This window comes from Streptomyces sp. NPDC087859, from assembly GCF_044742595.1.
GTDB lineage: Bacteria > Actinomycetota > Actinomycetes > Streptomycetales > Streptomycetaceae > Streptomyces > Streptomyces canus_F.
On record NZ_JBIUUU010000025.1, the window covers coordinates 113,375 to 134,437 of the forward strand.

Below are 21,063 nucleotides of genomic sequence, written 5' to 3' on the forward strand. Positions count from 1 at the left end.
GGCCATGACCGCCAGGTCCACGCGGACGGCGAGTTGACGACCGATGACTGAAACCGCCGCCGCCGACATCCTCGCCGACGTCCACCGGGGCGTCGGCCGGATCCTTCTGAACCGGCCCAAGGCGCTCAACGCCCTGACGACGGACATGGTCGTCGGCATCGACCGCGTGCTCGCCGGCTGGGAGCACACCCCGCTGTCCGCCGTGGTGCTCGCCAGTACCAGCACGAAGGCGTTCTGCGCCGGCGGAGACATCCGCACGATCCGCGAGCACAGCCTCGCCGGCGACGCGGAGTCCAGTGAGCGGTTCTTCGCCTCCGAGTACCGGCTCAACGCCCGGATCGCCGAATATCCCGTGCCGGTCGTGTCGCTCATCGACGGGGTGTGCATGGGCGGCGGCCTCGGCTTGTCCATCCACGGCGCCTTCCGCGTCGTCACCGAGCGCGCGGTGCTGGCGATGCCCGAGACGGGGATCGGGTTCTTCCCGGACGTCGGGGCCAGCTACTTCCTGCCGAGGCTGCCCGGCGCGATCGGGATGTACCTGGGACTGACGGGGCAACGGCTCGACGCGGCCGACGCCCTGTACACGGGGCTGGCCACGCACTTCGTCCCCGCGGACGGGCTCGATGCGGTGGGGGATGCCCTGGCCGACAGCCCCGGTGACCCGGTGGACCTGGTCCTCAACCGCCTCGCCGGTCCTTCCCCGGTGGCGGGCAGCAGGCTGGCGGAGGCACGCGGGGACGTGGACCGGGCGTTCGGCGCGCCCAGCCTTGGCGAGATCGAGAAACGCCTGCGCCACCTCGACACCCCTTGGGCGGCAGCCGCGTCGGCCGCTCTGGAGTCCGCCTCGCCGCAGAGCCTGGAGATCACTCACGCCCTGCTGGCGCGGGGCAGGCAGCGGACGTTGCGCGAGTGCCTCGACACCGAACTCGCCCTCGCCCGCACCACCATCCGAACGCCGGACTTCCTGGAGGGCGTCCGCGCGGCCCTGGTCGACAAGGACCGCACTCCCCGCTGGCAACGTCCGTCGCTCGGCGGAGGGCCACTGCCGTCCTGAGCGGGTCCGCCGTATGCAGGCCACTGCCGCGCGCAGGCGGCTGATCGTGCAGGAGGGGCGCGCTTCGACGAGACGCGAGCGCGCCCCCGCCGACCAGGTTGTCAGGAAAGCGGGAGCGGAAGGCGCTGTCGGTCGGGCGTAGGGGCTCAGGAGTGGTCGGGCACCATCGAGACCACGACCTTGCCGGCCTTGGTGCGGCCCTGCTCGACGTGGGCCATCGCCTGGAGTGTCCGGTCGAAGGGGAAGGTGCTGTCGATGACCGGGCGGAGCTTTCCGCTGTCGTAGAGGGCGGCGAGTTTGCGCAGCTGGGAGCCGTTTGCCTGCATGACGAGGAACTCGTAGCGCACGCCCAGCGCCTTGGCCTGCTTGCGGATCTTGCGGCTGAGGGTGTGCATGACCAGGCCCATGACGGCGGGGGCGCCGAGCTGCTTGGCGAAGCCGGCGTCCGGCGGGCCGACGACACTGATGGCCAGGCCGCCGGGCTTCAGCACGGTCAGCGACTTCTCGAGGTTCGCTCCGCCCAGGGAGTCCAGCACCAGGTCGTAGTCGGACAGCACTTTGGAGAAGTCTTCCTTGGTGTAGTCGACGACGACGTCGGCGCCCAGGCTCCTGACCAACTCCTCGGACCTGGTGTTCGCGGTCGTCGCCACCGTGGCGCCGAGGTGCTTGGCGAGCTGGATGACCGTCGAGCCGAGGCCGCCGGCTCCGGCGTGGACGAGCACCTTCTGTCCCGGCTTCACGTGCGCGCGCTCGACGAGGATCTGCCAGGCGGTCAGGGCCACCAGCGGCACCGCGGCCGCCTCCTCCAGGGAGAGTGAGGCCGGCTTGGGGGCGACATCGTCCGCGTCGATCGCGATGTACTCCGCGAAGGCCCCGATCCGCAGGTCGCGCGGGCGGGCGTAGACCTCGTCGCCGACCTTGAAGCCGTGTACGGCGGAGCCGACCTGTGTCACGACGCCGGCCACGTCGTGGCCGAGCACGAACGGGCGCTTGTACTTCAGGATCTGCTTGAACTCCCCGTTGCGGACCATCTTGTCCAGCGGGTTGATGCTGGCGGCGCCCACTCTGACCAGAACGTCGCGGGCGCCGACGGTGGGCTCGGGCACGTCTGCGGCGCGGACGCCGTCCTTGCCGTACTTCTCGACGATGAATGCCTTCATGACGGGCGCCCTTGTCTGTGGGTGTTCCGGTGATCGATGTGATTCTTCGCGCAGGTCCCCCCTCGCGCCCGTTCTAACGTGCGGCTGGGTTGGTGTGCTGCTGGTTACGACATTACTAGCTGAGTATGGAAAAGTAAACTCAGGCGGGTAAGGGTTGCTCCCTGCGGGCGAGAAGCGGGCGATCCTGATCCTGTGCGGGACGGTCGCATGGGCATCACGGACGGATGTCTGTCCAGGGCGTGCAGGCCGGCGTTTTCCGCGCGCTCAACGGTCACTTCGCCGCCCAGGTCGTAGCGGTCACCATCGATGCGGTGCAGTCGGGGATCCTCCTGGAGAGGACCGGCCTGACCGCCGGTGACGCGTTCTCCGAGCTCGGTGACCTCCTGCTGGACGAGCTCAGCGCGGGACAGGGAACGTCCGAGCCGGATTCCACAGTCGTCCGCTCCCCCCGGGGTCACGTCTCGGCGCCTCGATAAGGCCCGGCGGAAAGACGGTCAGTTGCGACGCCCCCTGGAGTACGGCGCATCGGTGCGGCCAGGGTGCCGGCGATGGCTCACGACCGGAGGCGGGCGCCCGGTCCCAGCCGGGCGGTGACTTCCCGGGGGGTGAGGGTGGCGTGGTCCGCGGAGCATTCGACGACGACGCGGACCGGGGCGTCGCAGTCGGTGTGGCGGACGTCCAGTAGAGGTCCCTCGGGGCCGAGCGTGTGTGCCTCGCCCCACTGGGTCAGTGCCATCAGGACGGGCCACAGGTCCCAGCCCTTGCGGGTCAGGCGGTATTCGTTGCGGGAGCGGCTGCCGGGTTCCTGGTAGGGGACGGTCCGGAGGATGCCGGCCGAGGTCAGCTTGCGGAGACGGTCGCTGAGGACGGCCTCCGACAGGCCGATGTGGCGGTGGAGGTCGTCGAAGCGACGGACTCCGTTGACGGCGTCACGCAGGATCAGCAGTGTCCATTTCTCCCCGATCACGTCGAGCGTGCGCTGGACGGGGCAGTTCTCGGTGCTCGCCTCAAGCCACTCCATGCGGCCATCGTAGAGCTCTGGCTTCGTCATTGACAGTCAGGTGCGCAGAAGTCTAGCTTCATTTGAAAAAGTCAGCTGTCGGGCAGAGGGAAGGGCACCGGACCGTGGGGCGAACACGTACGTATCAATGGGACGATCCCGCGATCTCGGCGGAGGCCGCCGGGCGCATGGCCGGCATCGACTTCCTGCGCGAGCTGATGGCGGGGCGCCTCCCGGGTCCGCCGGTCAGCTACACCCTCGACTTCGCCCTGGACGAGGTGGAACCCGGCAGGGCGGTGTTCTCGCTGACGCCGGGGGAGGAGCACTACAACCCGATCGGTAGCGTCCACGGCGGCATTTTCGCCACCCTGCTCGACTCGGCGGCGGGGTGCGCCGTCCAGTCCACGCTCCCGCAGGGCGTGGCGTACACCTCGCTCGACCTGACGGTGAAGTTCCTGCGTCGGATCACCGCGGACACGGGCCCGGTGCGCGCCATCGGCACGGTCATCAACAAGGGCCGCCAAACCGCCCTCGCCCAGGCCCAGTTGCTCGACGCGACGGACCGTCTGCTGGCCCACGCCACCAGCAGCTGCATGCTCTTCCCGGTGCCCGTCCCTCAGCGATGACTCCGCGGGCGGAGCCTCGGTTCGTGGAGGGCGGCGATGTTCCGCCCGGCGGCGGCCTGCTCTCGCTCGGTGGCGTGAGAGGTACGGGTAGATCCGTGGTTTCCGAAAGGTACCGGGGACTGCTCGGCGAGATCCGCCAGGACCATCGGCGCGTGGAGGTTCTCCAGGGCCCGCTGGCGGGCGGCGGCCGTACCGCCGGCAAGATCGTGCTCGCCATGTAAGGGGTAGCGCGACCGTCACGTACGCGCGGCCTGAGTCGAGCGCGCCCACTCGCCCCGGCGGCGATCTTCGCCCGCCGGGAGGGCGCGTCGGCTGAGTATCTGAAAGTAAACTTAAATCGGTTAGAATCGCTCCCATGGATGCGTGGACCGAAGTTCTGCAAGACACCGGCATGGACCCCCGACTCGACCGGGACACGTCCAACTGCTCGATCGCCCGGACTCTCGAGATCGTGGGCGAGAAGTGGACGATCCTGATCCTGCGCGAGGTCTGGTACGGCTCGTCCCGCTTCAGCGACTTCGAACGCGTTCTCGGCTGTCCTCGCAACCTCCTCGCGACACGGCTTCGGATGCTGGTGGAGGAAGGGATCCTGGCGACCGAGACGTACAAGGAGCCCGGTTCGCGGAGTCGGCCGAAGTATGTGATCACTGCGAAGGGCATGGATCTGGTGCCGGCCGTGATGGGGCTGCTGCAGTGGGGTGACCGCTACCGCGCCGACCCGGAGGGGCCGGCGGTAGTGGCGCGACACCGCGAGTGCGGCGCACACGTCGATGTCCAGATCCGCTGCGAACTCGGCCACCCGGTGCCAGTGCAGGACATCGAGAGCGTCCCCGGCCCGGCCTTTCGTATGAAGTCGTCCGAGTGAGCTGAGGTTCCTCCGTCAGTCTCCTGTCACCAACGGCGAGCGGAAGAGTCTGACCGGCAAGGCGGTTGGCTCAGGTCAAGTCAGGAGGGCCTTCCCATGGGACAGCCGACAGTGAAGACCGGAGTGACGCAGGTGCACGGGGTCCGTCTGCACTACGTCCGAGCCGGGTCCGGACCCCTGCTCGTCCTGCTTCACGGCTGGCCGCAGACCTCCGAATGCTGGCGGCCGGTACTGGCGGACCTCGCCGCCGACCACACCGTTGTGACGCCGGACCTGCGCGGATACGGCCTGAGCGACAAGCCCACCCACGGTTACGACAAGCGGCGTATGGCCGCCGACATGGCAGGCCTCGTCGAGACGCTCGGCTTCGAGCGGGCCATGGTCGTAGGCCACGACCGCGGCGCTCGCGTCGGGCACCGCTGGGCGCTGGACCGCCCGGACCAGGTGGAGCGGCTGGCCGTGCTCGACATCGTTCCCACCCGCGAGATGTTCCGCCGCCTGGACGCCTCACTCGCCTCCGGGTACTGGCACTGGCTGTTCCGCATGCAGCCCGACCTGCCCGAGCGCCTGGTGGGGCAGGACATCCGTGGGTATCTCGAGTACTTCTTCGAACGGTGGACCTACAACCGCCACGGCCTGACCGCCGACGCGGTCGACGGCTACGTCCGTGCGTTCTCGCGCCCGGGCGCCCTGCGTGCGAGCCTCGACGACTACCGCGCCATGGAGGAGGACACCGCCCTCGACGACATCGACGCCGCCGAAGGCCGCCGCCTCAGCATGCCGCTGCTGGCGCTGTGGGGGTCCGTGGGCCTTCCTGCCCGCCTGCCGACACTGGAGATCTGGCGTGGCTACGCGGACGACGTCACCGGTGCCGAGATCCCGGAGTGCGGCCACTTCATCCCGGAGGAGCAGCCGGCGGCGATGTTGGCGCACCTGCGGCCCTTTCTGGCCGGCAGGACGAGCCCGTGAACTCCCCAACGTGACGGAAGCGGTGGCGCTCAGCGCCACTGCTCCATGACGCTCCCTGGGCAGACGTACTCGGCCGTCGATCAATGACGTGAATACCGACGGGCGACGGCATGGTGCGTGAGTGAGCACCGGCCTCCACCGGGCTCGGTGCGGGTGCCTGGGCGGTCCGGCCCTCAGGGGAGCTGCGGGTAGAGCGCGGAGACGCCTCCGGCCAGCGCGGCCTGGGCTTGGCGGGAGACGTCGTCCGCGAGGATCTCGTAGGCGCCGGCGGCGATGCCGTCGACGGCGATGCGGGCGATGTCGGCCGGGTGGGACTTGGCTGCGTCGACGGCGCGGACCATGTCGGTGTCCATGTAGCCGACGTGCAGGCCGGCCACGCGGATGCCCTGGTCGGCGAGTTGCAGGCGCAGGGCGTTGGTGAGCGACCACTCGGCGGACTTGGCTGCGCAGTAGGCGCCGAACTCCGGGAAGCTGACCCAGGACAGGCCGGACAGGACGTTCAGGATCGTCCCGCCGCCGTTGGCCGCGATCTGGGGTGCGAAGGCGCGGGTCACCGAGAGGGTGCCGAAGTAGTGGGTGTCCATCTCCAGGCGAATGTCGTCGACGTCGGCGGCGAGCAGGTCGGCGCCGGTGGAGGATCCCGCGTTGTTGATCAGGAGGGTCACGTCCCCGATGGCCTGGGCGGCGGCCGCGACAGAGGCGGGGTCGGTGATGTCGAGCGCGATCGGCTTGGCGCCGGGCAGGTCGACCTGGTCGGGGTTGCGGGCGCCGGCGTAGACGGTGGCGCCGCGGCCGAGCAGCTCGGTGGCGAGGGCTCGACCGAAGCCTCGGTTGGCTCCGGTGACGAGAGCGGTGCTGGCGGAGAGGTCCATGGAGGGTCCAAGGGCAGTAGGTGATTGACGTACGACCGTAATACTAAGCGGGTGGTGTCGGTGAGCGCAAACGCTCTGCGCGGTCGACGGTGTCCACGGCCAAGGCGAAAGGGGTGTGCCGCACGTGCGGCACACCCCTTTCGCGGTCCGTCGAAGGTGGACTCGGAGCGGGTGTGGCGATGGCGTGGCCGCCGCCGAAGGAGCTGCCCCAGATCGCGATACGGGCGCGGTCGACGTCACGGCGGGTGTGGACGTAGGCCAGGGCGGCGTCCCAGTCGGCGAGTTGACGCTTGATCGGCAGGAGTTGGCGCGGGTGGCCGCCGCTGTCGCCGAAGTGCCGCTAGGTGAAGGCCACGGCGGCGATGCCGGCCTGGGCGCAGCGCTCGGCGAAGGCGTCCAGGCGCATCTCCCGGGTGGCGCCCAGGCCGTGGCCGAGTACGACGACGGGCGGGGACGTGACGCCCGTGGGGAGGGAGAGCCATCCGGCGCACGTGCTGTCGCCGGAGGGGAAGGTGATGTCGTGCCGGGTGAAGGAGTGGGGCGTGGTCATCGTCGCGTCACCGCCGCGTCCTCTTCGTCGAGCGGTGGCCGGGCACGCTGCCCAAGGTGAGTGCTTGTTCGTAGGTGTCCGGGTTGTAGAGCGGGAGCTCGCCGGTGGCATCGGTTGTCTCGATGTAGTCGAGCATGAGTTCCTGACCTTCCTGGGGCATGACTCGGGTGAAGAACTCGGTGCGCTCGACGTGCAGCCCTTCCGTCAGCGACATGGAACCGAGGCTCCGTTGGCGAGCGCCTCTCCCGGCGTGAACGGCTTGCCTTCGAGGATGGCGACCAGGGACCTGTGGGTGCCGATCAGGCGGGTCAGCCGCTGGGTGCCGCCGCCTTCCGGAATGATGCCGAGGAGGATTTCCGGCCAGCCGATGAAGTAGTCCCCCTCGGTCATGACACGCAGATCGCACGCCTGAACCGCCGCCGGTCCACCTGCTGGGTCTCATGACTGGACGAACCTATGCTTGGGTCATGAGGCGGACATCCTTTGCGCAGTGGCCCTGCTCGATCGCCCGGACGATGGACCTGCTGGGGGACTGGTGGACACCCTTGGTGCTGCGTGAGGCGTTCTACGGGATCCGGCGGTTCGACGCGTTCCAGGAGTCGCTGGGAATCGCCCGCAACACGCTCACGGACCGGCTGCGCCGGCTCGTGGAGGAGGGGCTGCTGGAGAAGCGGCCGTACCAGACGGAGCCGGTTCGCTACGACTACGTGCTCACCGAGAAGGGCCGCGACTTCTACGACGTCCTGCTGGTGATGAACCGGTGGGGGGACCGCTGGCTGGCCGGTGAGGCGGGCCCGCCGGTGGCCATGCGCCACGAAGTGTGCGGGCAGGAGACCCATGCCGCGGTGGTGTGTGCCTCCTGTGGTGAACCGATGACCGCGGAGAACACCCGCCCCCGGATGGGGCCCGGTTATCCGCCGCACCTGGCCGAACGGCCGGACGTGCAAGAGCGTTTCGCGGACTGACCCGATGTCCGGGCCGGGCCTGTGTGTGCCCTTGACATGTAAGTCTATCTACGCAACTTTACTGGTCAGGTCTGGTCATGAGAGTTCTCGGATGGGGCAGGGAGGCCACGGGATCGTGGAGTGGACGGGTGCGCGCTATGCGGACAAGCCGACGGTTGAGGTCCACACCTGGATCGCCGCGCCGCCGGGGCGGGTGTGGGCGCTGGCGGCTGACGTCGAGTTGATGCCGCGTATGAGTGCAGAGCTGCAGTCCGTGGAATGGCTGGACGGCAGAACCGGCCCTGCTCTGGGAGCCCGGTTCATCGGCCGGAGCAAGCACGAGTCGCTGGGGGAGTGGGCCACCACGTCCCACATCGTCGAGTACGAGCCGCCGAGGACGATCGCCTGGGCGGTCGAGGATCCGCTCAACCCGACGGCGATCTGGCGGTTCACGCTGGAGCCGCAGGGCGAAGGCACCCTGCTGCGGCAGTGGATGCAGATGGGGCCGGCCCGCTCGGGCCTCTCCTTCGCCATCGACCGTATGCCGGACAAGGAACAGAAGATCGTCTTCGTGCGCATGCGGGAGTTCGAGACCGGCATGACCGTCACCCTCGAAGCGATCAAGAAGCTGGCCGAGGGCACCTCGGCCGCGAGTGAGGCGAGTCTGTGATGCGTACCTCCACCACGATCGAAGCCTCCGGTGGCGACTGGCGGGAGATCGTCGACTACGTCACCGAGGCGGAGAAGCTCGGTCTGGACATCTGCTGGGTGGCGGAGGCCTGGGGCTCCGAGGCGCCCTCGCCGCTGGGCTACCTCGCCGCGAAGACCGAGCGCATGCTCCTCGGATCCGGAATCATCCAGCTCGGCACCCGCACACCGATGGCCATCGCCCGCGCCGCGATCACCCTCTCGCAGATCTCCCAGGGGCGCTTCCTCCTCGGACTGGGCCCCTCGGGGCCGCAGGTGATCGAAGGACTGCACGGCGTGCCCTTCGACCGGCCGCTGGTACGGATGCGGGAGACCGTCGAGATCGTGCGCCAGGCCGCCTCGGGCGCCAAAATCTCCTACTCCGGGCGGGAGTTCAGCATTCCGCTGCCGGGCCGGGAGGTGAAACCCATGCGTCTGTCGATGCGCGCCGAGCATGACATTCCGATCTACCTCGCCACCCTCTCACCGAAGATGCTGCACCTGACCGGTGAGATCGCCGACGGCTGGCTGGGCACCAGTTTCGTGCCCGAGGGCGCCAAGGAGGCGTACTTCGACCACCTGGACCAGGGCCTGGCCGCCGCCGGTCGCGCCCGAGCCGACCTCGACATCTGTCAGGGCGCCGAAGTCGCCTTCGCGGACGACGAGGACGCGCTGCGCCAGATGGTGGCCGGTCGCAAGAAGGAACTGGCCTTCAGCCTCGGCGGCATGGGCTCCGCGACCACGAACTTCTACAACAACGCTTACAGCCGGCAGGGTTGGGCTGAAGTGGCGGCAGAGGTCCGCACACGTTGGCAGGCCGGCGACCGGGACGGTGCGGCCGCGCTGGTCACCGACGAGATGGTGCTGGCGACCACTCTGATCGGAACCGAGGACATGGTGCGCGAGCGGCTGCGTGTGTGGCGCGACGCGGGTGTCGACACCGTCCGTTTCTATCCCGCCGGCGAGACCCTCGACGTCCGGCTCACCACCCTGGGCCGGGCCATCGGCCTGGTCCGTGACATCGAGGACGAGGCGGCACGGTAGTGAGACGGCCGGGCCCGGTCGAGGAGGGCCGTCGCGAGGCGTTGGCCGAAGGAGTTGGCTGACCTCTGCCACGGGTGCTGACGCCGTCCGCCACCAGACCCGGCATCGGCAGGCTGATCGCACGGCACGTCCTCGCCAGTGACTCCTCCCTGGCGGCCGCCGCGACGATGATCTGGTTGCCCTCGCACAGGACGGCCGGCAGGCGCCGCGCGACGGTGGCGACGGGAACGTCAGCTTGCAGCTGACCGCTTTCGGCCGGCACGGTCAGCGGCCGCTCGATCGGTGGCCGGGCCACGCCGTCGCTGATGTGCCGGCACCGCTCTCCCGGCACCGAGGGCGCCCGGGCCGTGACGTCTCGATGCAGGGGATCGTCGAGGGGCCGCCGCAGAAGGCGTGCGTGAGGCTCGGCACGGCGCCCTGACGGGCCACTGCCGGCGTGGGGCGCAGTTGAGGCGGCGGCGCCGGACGCCGTCCGCAGGCCGGGTCTTCACGGGCCAGTCGTGGTCATCGGGCTGGACGTCTTCGGCCTCGGTGTCGCCGAGGCCGAAGTGCGCGGAGTCGACGAGGCGTCGTCCCGCCGTCCATGATTGCCGCGCGGGCATAGATCACGGCATCGGGGCGCTGAAGCGAGCGTCTGGGTGACTGCCGCCGAGCTGGTGACCATGTGGGCGCCGTTCTCTCGCTCCGGTGGTCTCCTTGCGGCATGCGGTGGCACAGGCCGCCACTGCTCAGTCGGTGAGCAGGAACAGGTTGTTCGATCGGGAGCACGTCGGCCCCTCACGGGGGACGGCCGCCCCAGCGGAAAGGAACCGTCCATGGATGAGCAGGAGCGCTTCGACGTCGTGGTACTCGGCGCGGGACCCGGCGGATACGTTGCCGCCATCCGGGCCGCCCAACTGGGCAAGCGTGTCGCGGTGGTCGAGGAGAAGTACTGGGGCGGCGTCTGTCTGAACGTGGGCTGTATCCCCACCAAGGCCCTGTTGCGCAACGCCGAACTCGCGCACGTCTTCACCCGCGAGGCGAAGACCTTCGGCATCAAGGTCGAGGGTGAGGTCTCCTTCGACTACGGGGAGGCGTTCCGCCGCAGCCGCAAGGTCGCGGACGGCCGGGTGACGGGCGTCCACTACCTGATGAAGAAGAACAAGATCACGGAAGTCAGCGGTCGGGGTACCTTCCTGGACCCGCACACGCTCCAGGTGACCGACTACGACGGCAACACCCGCGCCATTGGCTTCGATCACTGCATCATCGCCGCCGGGGCGACCCCGAAGCTGCTGCCCGGTACCCGCCGTACGTCGCGCGTGGTGACGTACGAGGAGCAGATCCTCGCCGAGGACCTGCCGCAGTCGATCGTGATCGCGGGCGCCGGCGCCATCGGTATCGAGTTCGCCTATGTGCTGCACAACTATGGCGTGAAGGTGACGATCGTCGAGTTCCTGGACCGGATCGCCCCGCTGGAGGACGTGGAGGTCTCCGCCGAACTGGCCAAGCAGTACCGCAAGTTGGGCATCGACGTCCTCACCTCGACCCGCGTCGAGTCGATCGACGAGTCCGGTCCGCAGGTGCGGGTCACGGTCACCGGCAAGGACGGCACCCAGCAGGTCTTGGAGGCCGACAAGGTCCTGCAGGCGATCGGCTTCGCGCCGAACGTCACCGGCTACGGCCTGGAGAACACGGGCGTCACCGTCACCGAGCGTGGTGCGATCGACGTCGACGGACGGTGCCGCACCTCCGTCCCGCACCTCTACGCCATCGGTGATGTCACCGCGAAGCTGATGCTCGCGCACGCCGCCGAGGCGATGGGCGTGGTCGCCGCGGAGACCCTCGCGGGTGCGGAGACGATGGAGCTGGACTACGTGATGATCCCGCGGTCCACCTTCTGCCAGCCGCAGATCGCCAGCTTCGGTTACACCGAGGCGCAGGCGAGGGAGAAGGGCTTCGACGTCCAGGTCGCCAAGTTCCCGTTCACCGCGAACGCCAAGGCCCACGGCCTCGGTGACGCGACCGGGTTCGTGAAGCTGATCAGCGACGCCAAGTACGGCGAACTCCTCGGCGGCCACCTCATCGGCCCCGACGTCACCGAACTCCTGCCCGAGCTGACCCTGGCCCAGCAGTGGGACCTCACGGTCCACGAGGTCGCCCGCAACGTCCACGCCCACCCCACCCTCGGCGAGGCAGTCAAGGAAGCCGTCCACGGCCTCGCCGGCCACATGATCAACATGTAGCGGTGCGGCATGGGCCCCTGGTGCTCGGGTCGGTTTCGCGTCCCGGAGCTGCCAAGGGGTCATGCCGCCCTATGTTCGGGTGCACGGCGCCTCACTCGGCGATGAACCGGACGCCTCGCGGTCGCGGGGAGGGCTCGGCCGGCGTGTCCAGGCCCTGAGCGTCCCGGTCCTGAGCGGTCGGGTCCTGGGCCGCGCCGGGCCCGTGGCGGAAGGGCGTCGACGGCACGAGGCCGCCGACGGCAAGGATCGCTGCTCAGGCTGTGGGTACGGCGGGCTGGGTGATGAGGGAGGCGTTACCGCCCTGGACGGAGTCCCGGGCGCCGGCAGAGGCCTCGTGGGGCACTCCGAGGGGGACCGCACTGGCGTCGGACAGGCGCGCGAACTGCTCAGGGGTGAGCCGGACGTCCAGGGCGCCCAGGTAGTCGTCGAGCTGGTTGAGGTTGCGCGGGCCGATGATCGGGACGAACGAGGTGGATGCCTGCGCGGCACGCTCACGTACCCAGGCCACCGACACCTGGGCGGGCGTCGCGCCGGTCTCCTCGGCGACGGCCAGGACCGTGTCGACGACGGCCGTCTTCTGTTCGGTGCTCTCGGTGTGGATGACCGCCTTCAGGTCGGTCAGCCGTCCCTCGGCACTGCGGCGGTACTTGCCGGTGAGCAGTCCGCCGCCGAGTGGTGACCACAGGGCGGCGCCCAGTCCCAGACTCTCGGCCATCGGCAGCAGTTCGCGGTCGGCGGTCCTCTCGACGAGGCTGTACTCGATCTGGATGCCCGCGACCGGTGCCCAGTTCTTGAGATCCGCGAGGGTCGCGGCGCGGGAGACGCGCCAGGCGGGGAAGTTGGAGAGGGCGGCGTGGAGGATCTTGCCGGAGCTGACCAGGTCGTCGAGCCCGCGCAGGATCTCCTCCATGGGCGTGAGGTCGTCGGGGAAGTGGACCCAGTACAGGTCGACGTAGTCGGTACCGAGGCGCTTGAGGCTCGCCTCCAGTGAAGCGACCATGTTCTTGCGGCTGTTGCCCGTCCTGGAGATGCCGGGCTGCGGACTGGCCCCGTTGGTGAACTTGGTCGCCAGGACGAAGTGGTCCCGGTCGGCGGCGACGAACTTGCCCACCAGCTCTTCCGACTCGCCGAACTGGTAGCCGTCCGCGGTGTCGAGGAACGTCCCGCCGGCCTCGGCGAACCGGTCGAACATCCGGCGTGCCTCGTCCGGTTCGGCGCCGGCGCCCCAGCCGGTGCCGAAGTTTCCTGTGCCGAGCGCGTACTCGGAAACACGCAGTCCTGTCCGTCGTCCGAAGGTCGTGTAACGCATCAGGTCTCCTTGGTGCTGATTTCGCATCGCCACATGCCGCGGCCGGGGCGCGCCCGCCGACCGGCCATGCCCTCCGGCGCATACCGCGCCCGCGGTCCCGTCGGTGGGAGCAGGCGGGCGGCCCGTTCGGGCCGGGGCGGGGGGTCGTAGGTCACGCGTGACGACGGACGATGGCGCGGCGCCGTGGTCAGGGAGTGCCGAACGTGCTCCGAGCCGGCGCAGGCCGACGAACCTCCCCCATCCGCTTGCATGCGATGCCGGGTGCGACTAAGTAAGACGATCTGTCTACTTAAGGCTCCACCGTAGCGGGCACGCCGCCCTATGTAAAACGATCGGTATCCTTAACGCTGTGATCGAAAATCAGCCCGTACGTCGGCGTCGGGGGCGTGGCGCCCGGGAGCGGATCCTCAAGGCGGCAACCGAGCTGTTCATCGCACAAGGGATCAACGCCACCGGGATGGATCAACTGTCGACCGTCGCCGAGGTCTCGAAACGCACCCTCTACACGCACTTCCCCAGCAAGGACGAGCTCGTCGGGGCATACCTGGAGTCGCTGGTGGAGCCCCTCCTGCCCGTATCCCCGTCGCCCACCCAGTCGACTTTCGGCGCGCGCGAGCAGCTCCTCGCCATCTTCGACCGGAAGCCGGCGGAATCCACCGCCGCGTTCCGGGGATGCCCGTTCCTCAACGTCAGCGTCGAGGTGCCTGACCCCGAGCACTCCGCCCACCGGCTGGCCGTGGCGTACAAGAAGGAGTTCGCCCACCGCCTCACGGACATCGCACGGCAGGCCGGGGCCGCCGACCCGGAAAAGCTCGGTGAGCAACTCGCGCTGCTCTTCGACGGCGCGGCCGCACGCGGCACCGCACTCAACGACAACCGCACCGGGGCGTGCGCGCGATCCATCGCAGAGTTGCTGGTCGATGCCGCCCTCGCCGAGGCCGGTCCGTCATCTCCCTGATGGCGGGTTCGGCAACCTGTGTCCGGCTGTTCAGTACCTCGCCGTCATCCTGATCTGGTCCCGAAGGTGACAGGACGTCGACCTGGACCGGCTTACTGAAGGTCTGTGCGCGACGTGTAGACCGCGCACGGTGTGCCGATCCGAGTCCTCGGTCCCAAGTCCGGCGGATCTCAACGTCGCGCGGCAGCGACGCTCACGTTCCCGACGGTCGTGGTTGCTCCGGCGGAACCGAGCTCTCGGCAAGCGCCATCCACTGGTCCAGGTCGGTCTGGGTGAACTCTGTCCAGGGTGGGATTCCGGGGAGCTGGCGGAGGAGGTCGTAGGCCTCGGGAATCTGTGTTCCGCGGAGGACCGGGCAGTGGCAGCCGGCGATGACCTCGGCGTTGAGGTGTTGGAAGCCGGTGACGACCTTCTCGAACTTCTGGGCGTCCAGCAGGGCGACCCAGGGCGAGACCAGGCGTCCGCCGAAGAGCTGGCCGTCGCGGAACTCGTCCGGAGACAGCGCGGCCATTTCGGGCACAGGGGTCGGCACGTTCGTGGCGAAGGTGTCGACGGACCACAGGACGTTGGCCTTCGAATCGAAGAGGGCCCGAGTGGTGGGGTTGTCGTACAGGGGCGGTCGCTTGGCGACCAGGGTGCGATCGCCCGCGTCGATCGTGTCGCCGTCGGTCATGAAGCGGCACCGGTTGATGGGAATCTCCCACTCCTCGGCCATGCGGCCGATGGAGAACCAGGTCGTCAGCAGGGTCGCGTTCGGGCATTCCGCGAGGACCGCCAGGAGGTTGCCGGCGTGGTCGCGGTCATCGTGGGTGAGGAAGATCCACCGTACGTCCAGAGGATCCACGATGGACCAGGCTGCCTCCAGCCACTGCGAGCGCACTGCGGGTGCCCCGGTGTCCACGAGGACTGGTTCGGTTCCCCGGATCACCATCGAGTTCATCGGGAAGTGGCCGACCGGTGGTGCCTCAAGGGCCCACGGAATGACGAACGTCTCCTCGGCGATCTTGTACGGCTGCAGAAGGTTGAAACTCTGGATGGTTGTCATCGCTGCTCTCCCCAGGACGGAGTCGCCCCCTAGGACGGAGTCGCCGCAGCCTCCATGAATCAAGTGCAGCCCCGTGCCGGGCTGTCGTCAAACGCAGAACTCGCCCTGCCGCGCCGGACTGGCCACTTGCCATCGACCGACGCTCGACATATGGTCGTACGAACGTAAGACATACGAGCGTAATGTAAAACCAAGGAGCTCATGATGGCGACAACCCGGCCGGTAGCGCTCGTGACAGGTGCCTCATCGGGGATCGGCAAGGAGGCGGCCCGCGCCTTCGTGGCGGCGGGGTTCGAGGTGATCGGAACCGGCCGCAAGACCTCCGGACTCACCCCGCCCCCCGGCGTGACGTACCTCGACCTCGACGTCGGCAGTGACGAGTCGGCCGGTGCCGCGGTCGCAGAAGTGATCGACCGGTTCGGACGTATCGACGTGTTGGTCAACAACGCGGGCATCGGCTCGGCGGGCGCCGTCGAGGAGAACTCCGTCGCCCAGGCCCAGAACGTCCTGAACGTCAATGTCCTCGGTGTCATCCGTATGACGAAGGCCGTCCTGCCGCACATGCGCGCCCAGGGCGGCGGACGCGTCATCAACATCTCGTCCGTCCTCGGGATCGCCCCCCAGCCCTTCATGGCCCTCTATGTCGCGTCGAAGCACGCCATCGAGGGCTACTCCGAGTCGCTGGACCATGAGGTCCGCGAGCATGGCGTCCGGGTCCTGATCGTCCAGCCCGCCTACACCAAGACCAGCTTCGACACCAACGCCGCGCAGCCCGACACCCCGCTGCCCCTGTACGCCGAGCGGCGGCGCGTCTTCGACGAGGTCATGGCGGAGGCGATGAAGGCCGGCGACGATCCCGCCGTCGTCGCCAAGGTGATCGTCACCGCGGCCACCGACAGGAAGCCGAAGCTGCGCTACACCGCCGGCCCGCTGGCCTCCCGCGTCACCACGGCGCGCCGCCTCGTCCCCGCCGGCGCCTTCGACAAGCAGATCCGCAAGAACAACCGCCTGCCCGCCTGACATCCCGGCCCGCCCTCACGGGCCGCAATCGACCTGACCAGCGGTAGCCGGGGGGCGGGCCCCGGCTGCGACGGAGGAACACGCGGTGCGGTACGCGAAGGAACACAAGCAGGAGACGCGGCAGCGGATCATCGCCGCGGCGGGCCGTCGGCTCAAGCGGGAGGGCATCGACGGCTCCGGGGTCGCCACCCTCATGAAGGACGCGGGCCTGACCGGCGGCACCTTCTACGCCTACTTCGACTCCAAGGACCACCTCGTCGCCACCGCGGTCGCCGACCAGATGCGCGCCCAGCACGCGGACATCGCCGCCCAGGCGGCACCCGGCCGGGCCGGCCTCGAACAGATCATCCGCTGGTACTTCTCACCCGAGCAGCGCGACAGCATCGAGGACGGCTGCCCCAACGCCGCCCTCCTCGACGAGATCGCCCGCTCCACCGACCCCACCCGACAGGCCTACACCCACGGCGCACTCGTCCTCATCGACGACTTCGCCGCCCGCCTGGCCCCCCACGATCCACCCTCGGCACGCCTGACCTCACTCAGCCTCCTCGGCATGATGGCCGGAACCCTCCAACTCTCCCGCGCCCTGACCGACCGCCAACTCGCCGACCAACTCCTCGAACAAGGCATCCGCAACGCCCTCGCACTGATAGGCGCCGAGCAGCACAACTGACGAGTGTCATCTCCATGCGGCTCGTCCCGACGCTGATGACCTACCATTAATCATCCATGGAAGATAATTCTCCGGAAGATGAGTGATGGCTGACCTGAAGCTGCTGTACCGGGAGCTGGTCTCGCTGGAGATCGAGCTGTGGAACGGCATCGAGGGGCGATTGAGGGCCGAGTACGACCTGCCGCTGACCTCGTTCGAGGTGCTGCACCTGCTGTCGTGTCGGCCCGGGCCGCGGATCCAGGACATCGCGGAGGAGTTCTCGATCACGGTGGGCGGCACGAGCAAGGTGGTCGACCGTCTGGAGTCGGCGGGCTTCTGTGTGCGGCGGGCCAATCCGAACGACCGCCGTTCCTCGATCGTCGAGTTGACGCCTGAGGGACGGAAGCTGGTGGACGGGGCGCTGAAGGTCTTCGAGGACGAGCTGGAGCTGCGGATCGGGTCGGTGATTCCCGCGGAGTCCGTGCGCGAGGTGACGGCGGTCCTCGGCACGCTGCGGGCAGCCGGACGGGCCCTGGACGCGGAGCGGAAGGCCGCCGGGCAGACGCCGGTGCCGGGCACGCGGGCGCCGAAGCAGCCCAGCAAGCCGGCGTTGTGAGCCACGGCGGCCGCGCGGTGCCCGTGGGCTGACGGGCCGCCGGCGGGAAACCGGTTCACCCGACCCCGCCCCGTCAGCCCACCGTCAGTCGGCGACGCCGTCGAACGCGATGACCTTGTCGATGCGGCCGCGGACGAGGAGGTTTCCGGGGCCACTATTGCGGGCGCCGTACTCCTCGGCGCGATCGTCGCCCATGTACCGGGCGCCGAGGAGACCGCCCCAGCGCAGCATGTCGCCGGGGTCCTCGGAGAGGTCCGCGCGTCCTTGGAGCAGGACGAACGCGTACGGTGGCCGGTCCTCGTCGACGCAGAGGGCGAACCGTCCGTCGCGGGCGAGGTTGCGGCCCTTGACCCCGTCCCTCTCGGTGGTGAGCACGATGTCGTCACCGTCGAGAAGGAACCAGACCGGTGTCACATGGGGGCTGCCGTCGGCGCGGACGGTGGACAGCTTGCCGGTGCGGGTGCCGTGCGTGACGAACGTACGCCACTGAGACTCGGTCATCTTCCGCATGCGGGTGCCCTTCGTGTGCGTACGGATCGACTCACGTGTGCCCGAGGCCGAGTTCGGCCTCGGGCACCGCGGGTTCTAGCCCCAGAAGGCGTCCTCGGCGGCCGGGTCGGCGGAGAAGAGCCACATCTCGGTGATCTTGCCGTTCTCGACGCGCAGGAGGTCGACACCGTCCATGCTCATCGATGTGTCGCCGCGCCGGCCGGTGAAGTGGATGGTGGCGGTGACCAGGTCGCCGTTGCCCATGAGGGTGTGGACCTTGTCGATGGCGAAGGTGCCCTGGCTGGTCTCCATCATGCTGCCGAGCATCTGGAAGACGGCGGCCTGTCCCTTGTGTTCGCCGGAGAACTGGTTGGCGCCGGGCTGGTGCCAGACGATGTCGGCGTCGAGGAGTTCGCCGAGAGCGGCCATGTCTCCGGTCTGGACGGCCTGGAAGTAAGTGCGGGCGACGTCGAGGTTCGTGCTGGTCATGTCGTTTGCTCCTGGGTTGTTGTGCGGGGGATGGGTGGCTAGCGGGCGAAGTCGAGGCGGTCGGCGAGGCCGGCTTCGGCGAACGCCGCCTCGATCTCGTTTCGTCCTTCCTTGAAGTGGGCCCAGCTGTCGAAGTGGGCGGGGACGACCCGGCGGGCGCCGAGTAGGCGCGCGGCCTCGGCGCCCTGGGCGCTGTCGAGGGTGAGCAGGGCGCCGTCGAAGGCGAACGCCATGCGGGCGCCGCCGAGGAAGAGGACCGCGGTGTCGACGGGAGCGAACTTCTCGGCGATCTCCTTGACGTGCTCCAGAGCGGCGTTGTCGCCGCTGACGTAGACCGAGGGCAGGTCGTCGGAGGTGAGGACGAAACCGATGACGTCGCCGGTGACCGGTTCACAGCCGATGGGACCGTGGCGGGCGGGCACACCCGTGACGGTCACGGTTGTGCCGTCGGGCCGCTGGAGCTCTGCCGTCTCCCAGAAGGCCAGTCCTCGTGCGTTGCCTCCGAGGCGGTCGGCGCCGCTATCGGTGGTGAGGACGACGGGGACCTCGGGCAGGAAGGCGCGGCCGGCGTTGTCGAGGTTGTCGTCGTGGGTGTCGTGGGAGAGCAGGACGGCGTCGACGTGGCCCAGGCCGGCGGCTGTGACGGGTGACGGCTCGGTCTTGACGAGCTTGTGGTCGCCGGGGAGGGGCATGGGGTAGTCGCCCGGAGGGTCGAAGGTCGGATCGGTGACGAACCTCAGCCCGCCGTACTCGATCACGGTGGTCGGACCGCCGTAGACGCGGACGGGGATCCTTTCGCTGGTGGTGCTGGCGCCGGACATCGGGAACCTCCAGGCGGTGAACAGTGAGGAAGCGGTCTTGCACAACCGGTCAGGCGGCGGGTGCGGAGAACACTCCGAAGTGGTTGCCGGTGGTGTCCTGCAGCCGGGCGAAGGTGAAGCCCGCGGAGTCGGAGACCGGTTCCATGAGGACCTTGGCGCCGAGCCCCTGCCCACGCCTGACGGTCTCGGCGACGTCCTGGACGTCCTTGAGGACGTATTTCCAGTCGAAGAGGTCGCCGTAGAACGCCTTGACCTCCTCCGGCTGGTCGGTGCCGAACTCGAACCAGGCAACCGAGTTGAAGGCGGGAACCGCCATGACACTCACTCCTTGCATCCCTTAAGGGGTAAATCGGACTTGCTGCCACTGCCTGGGCTCAGGTGGCGGCCATCGTCGGCCTACGTCCAGCAAAGCATTTACATTCTATGGAAGCAACTTCCATGGATTATTGTTCCATGGATGCGGGTTCGGTGGTCATCAGCCGGCCGGCCCTAGGACAGCCGAAGAACCCGACGCCGCGGACGCGGACGGTCGGGTCGGAAGGAAGGAAGGAAGGAAGCGCTCGTGGAGCCGGTCGAGATCCAGGCGAAGACCCTGATTCAGAAGTCGAAGACCCCGTCGAACGACTACGTCATCAATCCCTACACCGGCTGCGTACTGGGCTGTGCCTACTGCTTCGCCAGCTTCGCCGGGCGCCAGTTCGGCCGGTCGGCTAAGGAGTGGGGCGACTACCTGTACGTGAAGAAGAACGCGGTCGAGCTCGCCCGCAAGGAGCTGGCGAAGATGCCGGAAAAGAAGCGGCGGGGCACGATGCTGCTCAGCTCGGTCACCGATCCCTACCAGGGCCATGAGGCGAAGTACCGGCTCACGCGCGGCGTCCTGCACGAGCTGAAGAGGGTCGAGTACCCGGGCCTGGTCCGCATCCTCACCAAGTCGCCTGTCGTCACCCGTGACATCGACCTGCTCGCCGGCCTGCCCCGCGCCGAGGTCGGCATCACCGTGACCACCACCGACGACAAGGTCAGCCGCTGGCTGGAGGTACGCGCTCCACTCGCCTCCCGCCGACTACGCACCCTGTCCGAACTCACGGAGGCGGGCATCCCCACCTATGCCTTCGTCGGCCCGCTTCTGCCTCACTTCGCCACCCAGCCCGAGCTTCTGGACGACCTCTTCGGCCGGCTCGTCGACGCGGGCGTCAGTGAGGTGTTCATCGGGTCTGTCCTTCGTGGATACCCCGGCCTTCAGGCCGGGGAGGAATCGAATGCCCTGCAAAGCAGGGCAGGGCAAGCCGGTTCGCCGTCAGGGCGGACCGGCGGGTGCCGTCCACCGGACGACACCCGCCGCCAGCAGGGAAGTTGATACGGTGTGAGGCGTGACGCGGCAGGTCAAGCGGGCGTTCAAGTACCGCTTTTACCCCACGAACGAGCAGGCGGCTGAGCTGTCCCGCACGTTCGGCTGCGTCCGCCTTGTTTACAACAAGGCGCTGGAGGAACGCGCCCGGGCCTGGTACGGCGAGCAGCGCCGCATCTCCTACGTGCAGTCCTCCGCCGCGCTCACGCAGTGGAAGAAGACCGAGGAACTGGCTTTCCTGGCGGAGGTGTCCTCGGTGCCGTTGCAGCAGGCGCTGCGGCATCTGCAGACGGCGTTCGGGAACTTCTTCGCCCAGCGCG

General features: G+C 68.7%; 28 protein-coding genes. 16 read left to right on the forward strand and 12 right to left on the reverse strand.

All coding sequences use genetic code 11. The annotated features are described in order from the left end of the window. Positions 1-43 precede the first annotated feature (43 nt). The gene (locus ACIOHP_RS43540; RefSeq protein WP_401896338.1) at positions 44-1,054 is read left to right on the forward strand and encodes an enoyl-CoA hydratase/isomerase family protein; all 1,011 of its coding nucleotides are present in this window, start codon (positions 44-46) and stop codon (positions 1,052-1,054) included. Between the two features lie 146 nt (positions 1,055-1,200). Here ACIOHP_RS43540 and ACIOHP_RS43545 read toward each other — a convergent pair whose 3' ends face one another. Beyond that, entirely contained in the window at positions 1,201-2,214 is a 1,014-nt protein-coding gene (locus ACIOHP_RS43545) for an NADP-dependent oxidoreductase (protein ID WP_401896341.1), read from the reverse strand. A 224-nt stretch (positions 2,215-2,438) separates the two neighbouring features. On the opposite strand from ACIOHP_RS43545, the gene ACIOHP_RS43550 reads away from it, so the two are divergent. Then, the gene (locus ACIOHP_RS43550; protein WP_401896344.1) at positions 2,439-2,690 is read left to right on the forward strand and encodes a hypothetical protein; all 252 of its coding nucleotides are present in this window, start codon (positions 2,439-2,441) and stop codon (positions 2,688-2,690) included. Positions 2,691-2,767: 77 nt separating this feature from the next. Here the strand turns inward: ACIOHP_RS43550 and ACIOHP_RS43555 are convergent, their stop codons facing one another. Continuing rightward, positions 2,768-3,235 carry a winged helix-turn-helix transcriptional regulator gene (locus tag ACIOHP_RS43555; RefSeq protein ID WP_401896346.1) on the reverse strand — a complete coding sequence of 156 codons (468 nt, stop codon included), beginning with the start codon at positions 3,233-3,235 and terminating at the stop codon, positions 2,768-2,770. Positions 3,236-3,339: 104 nt separating this feature from the next. Here ACIOHP_RS43555 and ACIOHP_RS43560 point away from each other — a divergent pair, with 104 nt between their 5' ends. The 4 genes from ACIOHP_RS43560 to ACIOHP_RS43575 all read left to right on the forward strand — a co-directional run bounded on the left by ACIOHP_RS43560 (position 3,340) and on the right by ACIOHP_RS43575 (position 5,674). Beyond that, complete coding sequence (locus ACIOHP_RS43560; protein WP_401896349.1) at positions 3,340-3,840, forward strand: PaaI family thioesterase; 501 nt, start codon at positions 3,340-3,342, stop codon at positions 3,838-3,840. A 95-nt stretch (positions 3,841-3,935) separates the two neighbouring features. After that, entirely contained in the window at positions 3,936-4,061 is a 126-nt protein-coding gene (locus tag ACIOHP_RS43565) for a hypothetical protein (RefSeq protein WP_401896351.1), read from the forward strand. 134 nt (positions 4,062-4,195) lie between these two features. Next, positions 4,196-4,705, forward strand: coding sequence for a winged helix-turn-helix transcriptional regulator (locus ACIOHP_RS43570; protein ID WP_401896354.1), 510 nt, complete (start codon positions 4,196-4,198; stop codon positions 4,703-4,705). Positions 4,706-4,801: 96 nt separating this feature from the next. After that, positions 4,802-5,674, forward strand: coding sequence for an alpha/beta fold hydrolase (locus ACIOHP_RS43575; RefSeq protein WP_401896357.1), 873 nt, complete (start codon positions 4,802-4,804; stop codon positions 5,672-5,674). Positions 5,675-5,847: 173 nt separating this feature from the next. On the opposite strand, the gene ACIOHP_RS43580 is transcribed toward ACIOHP_RS43575, so the two are convergent. The 4 genes from ACIOHP_RS43580 to ACIOHP_RS43595 all read right to left on the reverse strand — a co-directional run bounded on the left by ACIOHP_RS43580 (position 5,848) and on the right by ACIOHP_RS43595 (position 7,486). Continuing rightward, a complete protein-coding gene (locus tag ACIOHP_RS43580; RefSeq protein ID WP_401896360.1) occupies positions 5,848-6,546 on the reverse strand; it encodes an SDR family oxidoreductase in 699 nt (232 codons plus the stop codon). Between the two features lie 340 nt (positions 6,547-6,886). Further along, a complete protein-coding gene (locus ACIOHP_RS43585; RefSeq protein ID WP_401896363.1) occupies positions 6,887-7,096 on the reverse strand; it encodes a hypothetical protein in 210 nt (69 codons plus the stop codon). Between the two features lie 7 nt (positions 7,097-7,103). Continuing rightward, the gene (locus ACIOHP_RS43590) at positions 7,104-7,310 is read right to left on the reverse strand and encodes a hypothetical protein (protein WP_401896366.1); all 207 of its coding nucleotides are present in this window, start codon (positions 7,308-7,310) and stop codon (positions 7,104-7,106) included. After that, positions 7,301-7,486: an enoyl-CoA hydratase-related protein gene (locus ACIOHP_RS43595; protein WP_401896368.1), complete on the reverse strand. Its 186-nt coding sequence runs from the start codon at positions 7,484-7,486 to the stop codon at positions 7,301-7,303. The genes ACIOHP_RS43590 and ACIOHP_RS43595 overlap by 10 nt, the downstream gene beginning before the upstream one ends. A 77-nt stretch (positions 7,487-7,563) precedes the next feature. Here ACIOHP_RS43595 and ACIOHP_RS43600 point away from each other — a divergent pair, with 77 nt between their 5' ends. The 4 genes from ACIOHP_RS43600 (at position 7,564) to lpdA (ending at position 11,996) form a co-directional block, all read left to right on the forward strand. After that, the gene (locus tag ACIOHP_RS43600) at positions 7,564-8,061 is read left to right on the forward strand and encodes a helix-turn-helix domain-containing protein (RefSeq protein WP_361546292.1); all 498 of its coding nucleotides are present in this window, start codon (positions 7,564-7,566) and stop codon (positions 8,059-8,061) included. Between the two features lie 115 nt (positions 8,062-8,176). Next, positions 8,177-8,710, forward strand: coding sequence for an SRPBCC family protein (locus tag ACIOHP_RS43605; RefSeq protein WP_401896409.1), 534 nt, complete (start codon positions 8,177-8,179; stop codon positions 8,708-8,710). Beyond that, complete coding sequence (locus ACIOHP_RS43610) at positions 8,710-9,771, forward strand: LLM class flavin-dependent oxidoreductase (protein WP_401896370.1); 1,062 nt, start codon at positions 8,710-8,712, stop codon at positions 9,769-9,771. The genes ACIOHP_RS43605 and ACIOHP_RS43610 overlap by 1 nt, the downstream gene beginning before the upstream one ends. An 815-nt stretch (positions 9,772-10,586) precedes the next feature. After that, on the forward strand, positions 10,587-11,996 hold the full coding sequence (gene lpdA, locus ACIOHP_RS43615; protein ID WP_401896372.1) for a dihydrolipoyl dehydrogenase: 1,410 nt from the start codon (positions 10,587-10,589) through the stop codon (positions 11,994-11,996). 253 nt (positions 11,997-12,249) lie between these two features. Here lpdA and ACIOHP_RS43620 read toward each other — a convergent pair whose 3' ends face one another. After that, positions 12,250-13,305, reverse strand: a complete 1,056-nt coding sequence (locus ACIOHP_RS43620) for an aldo/keto reductase (protein ID WP_361546301.1) — start codon at positions 13,303-13,305, stop codon at positions 12,250-12,252. Between the two features lie 349 nt (positions 13,306-13,654). On the opposite strand from ACIOHP_RS43620, the gene ACIOHP_RS43625 reads away from it, so the two are divergent. Then, complete coding sequence (locus ACIOHP_RS43625; protein ID WP_401896375.1) at positions 13,655-14,263, forward strand: TetR/AcrR family transcriptional regulator; 609 nt, start codon at positions 13,655-13,657, stop codon at positions 14,261-14,263. 193 nt (positions 14,264-14,456) lie between these two features. Here ACIOHP_RS43625 and ACIOHP_RS43630 read toward each other — a convergent pair whose 3' ends face one another. Then, complete coding sequence (locus ACIOHP_RS43630; protein WP_361546307.1) at positions 14,457-15,308, reverse strand: MBL fold metallo-hydrolase; 852 nt, start codon at positions 15,306-15,308, stop codon at positions 14,457-14,459. A gap of 204 nt (positions 15,309-15,512) precedes the next feature. Between ACIOHP_RS43630 and ACIOHP_RS43635 the strand changes: the two genes are divergently transcribed. From ACIOHP_RS43635 to ACIOHP_RS43645, 3 genes are all read left to right on the forward strand, one after another. After that, positions 15,513-16,328 carry an oxidoreductase gene (locus tag ACIOHP_RS43635; RefSeq protein ID WP_401896378.1) on the forward strand — a complete coding sequence of 272 codons (816 nt, stop codon included), beginning with the start codon at positions 15,513-15,515 and terminating at the stop codon, positions 16,326-16,328. An 85-nt stretch (positions 16,329-16,413) separates the two neighbouring features. Then, positions 16,414-17,001 (forward strand): TetR/AcrR family transcriptional regulator, encoded by a 588-nt coding sequence (locus ACIOHP_RS43640; protein WP_401896380.1) that lies wholly within the window; start codon positions 16,414-16,416, stop codon positions 16,999-17,001. Positions 17,002-17,086: 85 nt separating this feature from the next. Beyond that, complete coding sequence (locus tag ACIOHP_RS43645; protein ID WP_401896383.1) at positions 17,087-17,596, forward strand: MarR family winged helix-turn-helix transcriptional regulator; 510 nt, start codon at positions 17,087-17,089, stop codon at positions 17,594-17,596. An 84-nt stretch (positions 17,597-17,680) separates the two neighbouring features. On the opposite strand, the gene ACIOHP_RS43650 is transcribed toward ACIOHP_RS43645, so the two are convergent. The 4 genes from ACIOHP_RS43650 to ACIOHP_RS43665 all read right to left on the reverse strand — a co-directional run bounded on the left by ACIOHP_RS43650 (position 17,681) and on the right by ACIOHP_RS43665 (position 19,711). Further along, positions 17,681-18,106, reverse strand: coding sequence for a PPOX class F420-dependent oxidoreductase (locus ACIOHP_RS43650; protein ID WP_401896385.1), 426 nt, complete (start codon positions 18,104-18,106; stop codon positions 17,681-17,683). A gap of 75 nt (positions 18,107-18,181) precedes the next feature. Next, complete coding sequence (locus ACIOHP_RS43655; protein ID WP_401896387.1) at positions 18,182-18,574, reverse strand: nuclear transport factor 2 family protein; 393 nt, start codon at positions 18,572-18,574, stop codon at positions 18,182-18,184. Positions 18,575-18,612: 38 nt separating this feature from the next. Beyond that, complete coding sequence (locus tag ACIOHP_RS43660; protein WP_401896389.1) at positions 18,613-19,395, reverse strand: MBL fold metallo-hydrolase; 783 nt, start codon at positions 19,393-19,395, stop codon at positions 18,613-18,615. A gap of 49 nt (positions 19,396-19,444) precedes the next feature. Further along, positions 19,445-19,711: a hypothetical protein gene (locus tag ACIOHP_RS43665; protein ID WP_401896392.1), complete on the reverse strand. Its 267-nt coding sequence runs from the start codon at positions 19,709-19,711 to the stop codon at positions 19,445-19,447. Between the two features lie 246 nt (positions 19,712-19,957). Here ACIOHP_RS43665 and ACIOHP_RS43670 point away from each other — a divergent pair, with 246 nt between their 5' ends. Together ACIOHP_RS43670 and ACIOHP_RS43675 are read left to right on the forward strand one after the other, a co-directional pair. Next, the gene (locus ACIOHP_RS43670) at positions 19,958-20,752 is read left to right on the forward strand and encodes an SPL family radical SAM protein (RefSeq protein WP_401896394.1); all 795 of its coding nucleotides are present in this window, start codon (positions 19,958-19,960) and stop codon (positions 20,750-20,752) included. 13 nt (positions 20,753-20,765) lie between these two features. Beyond that, positions 20,766-21,063, forward strand: a 298-nt coding sequence (locus ACIOHP_RS43675) for a helix-turn-helix domain-containing protein (protein WP_401896397.1), incomplete at its 3' end; no start/stop codon positions are given.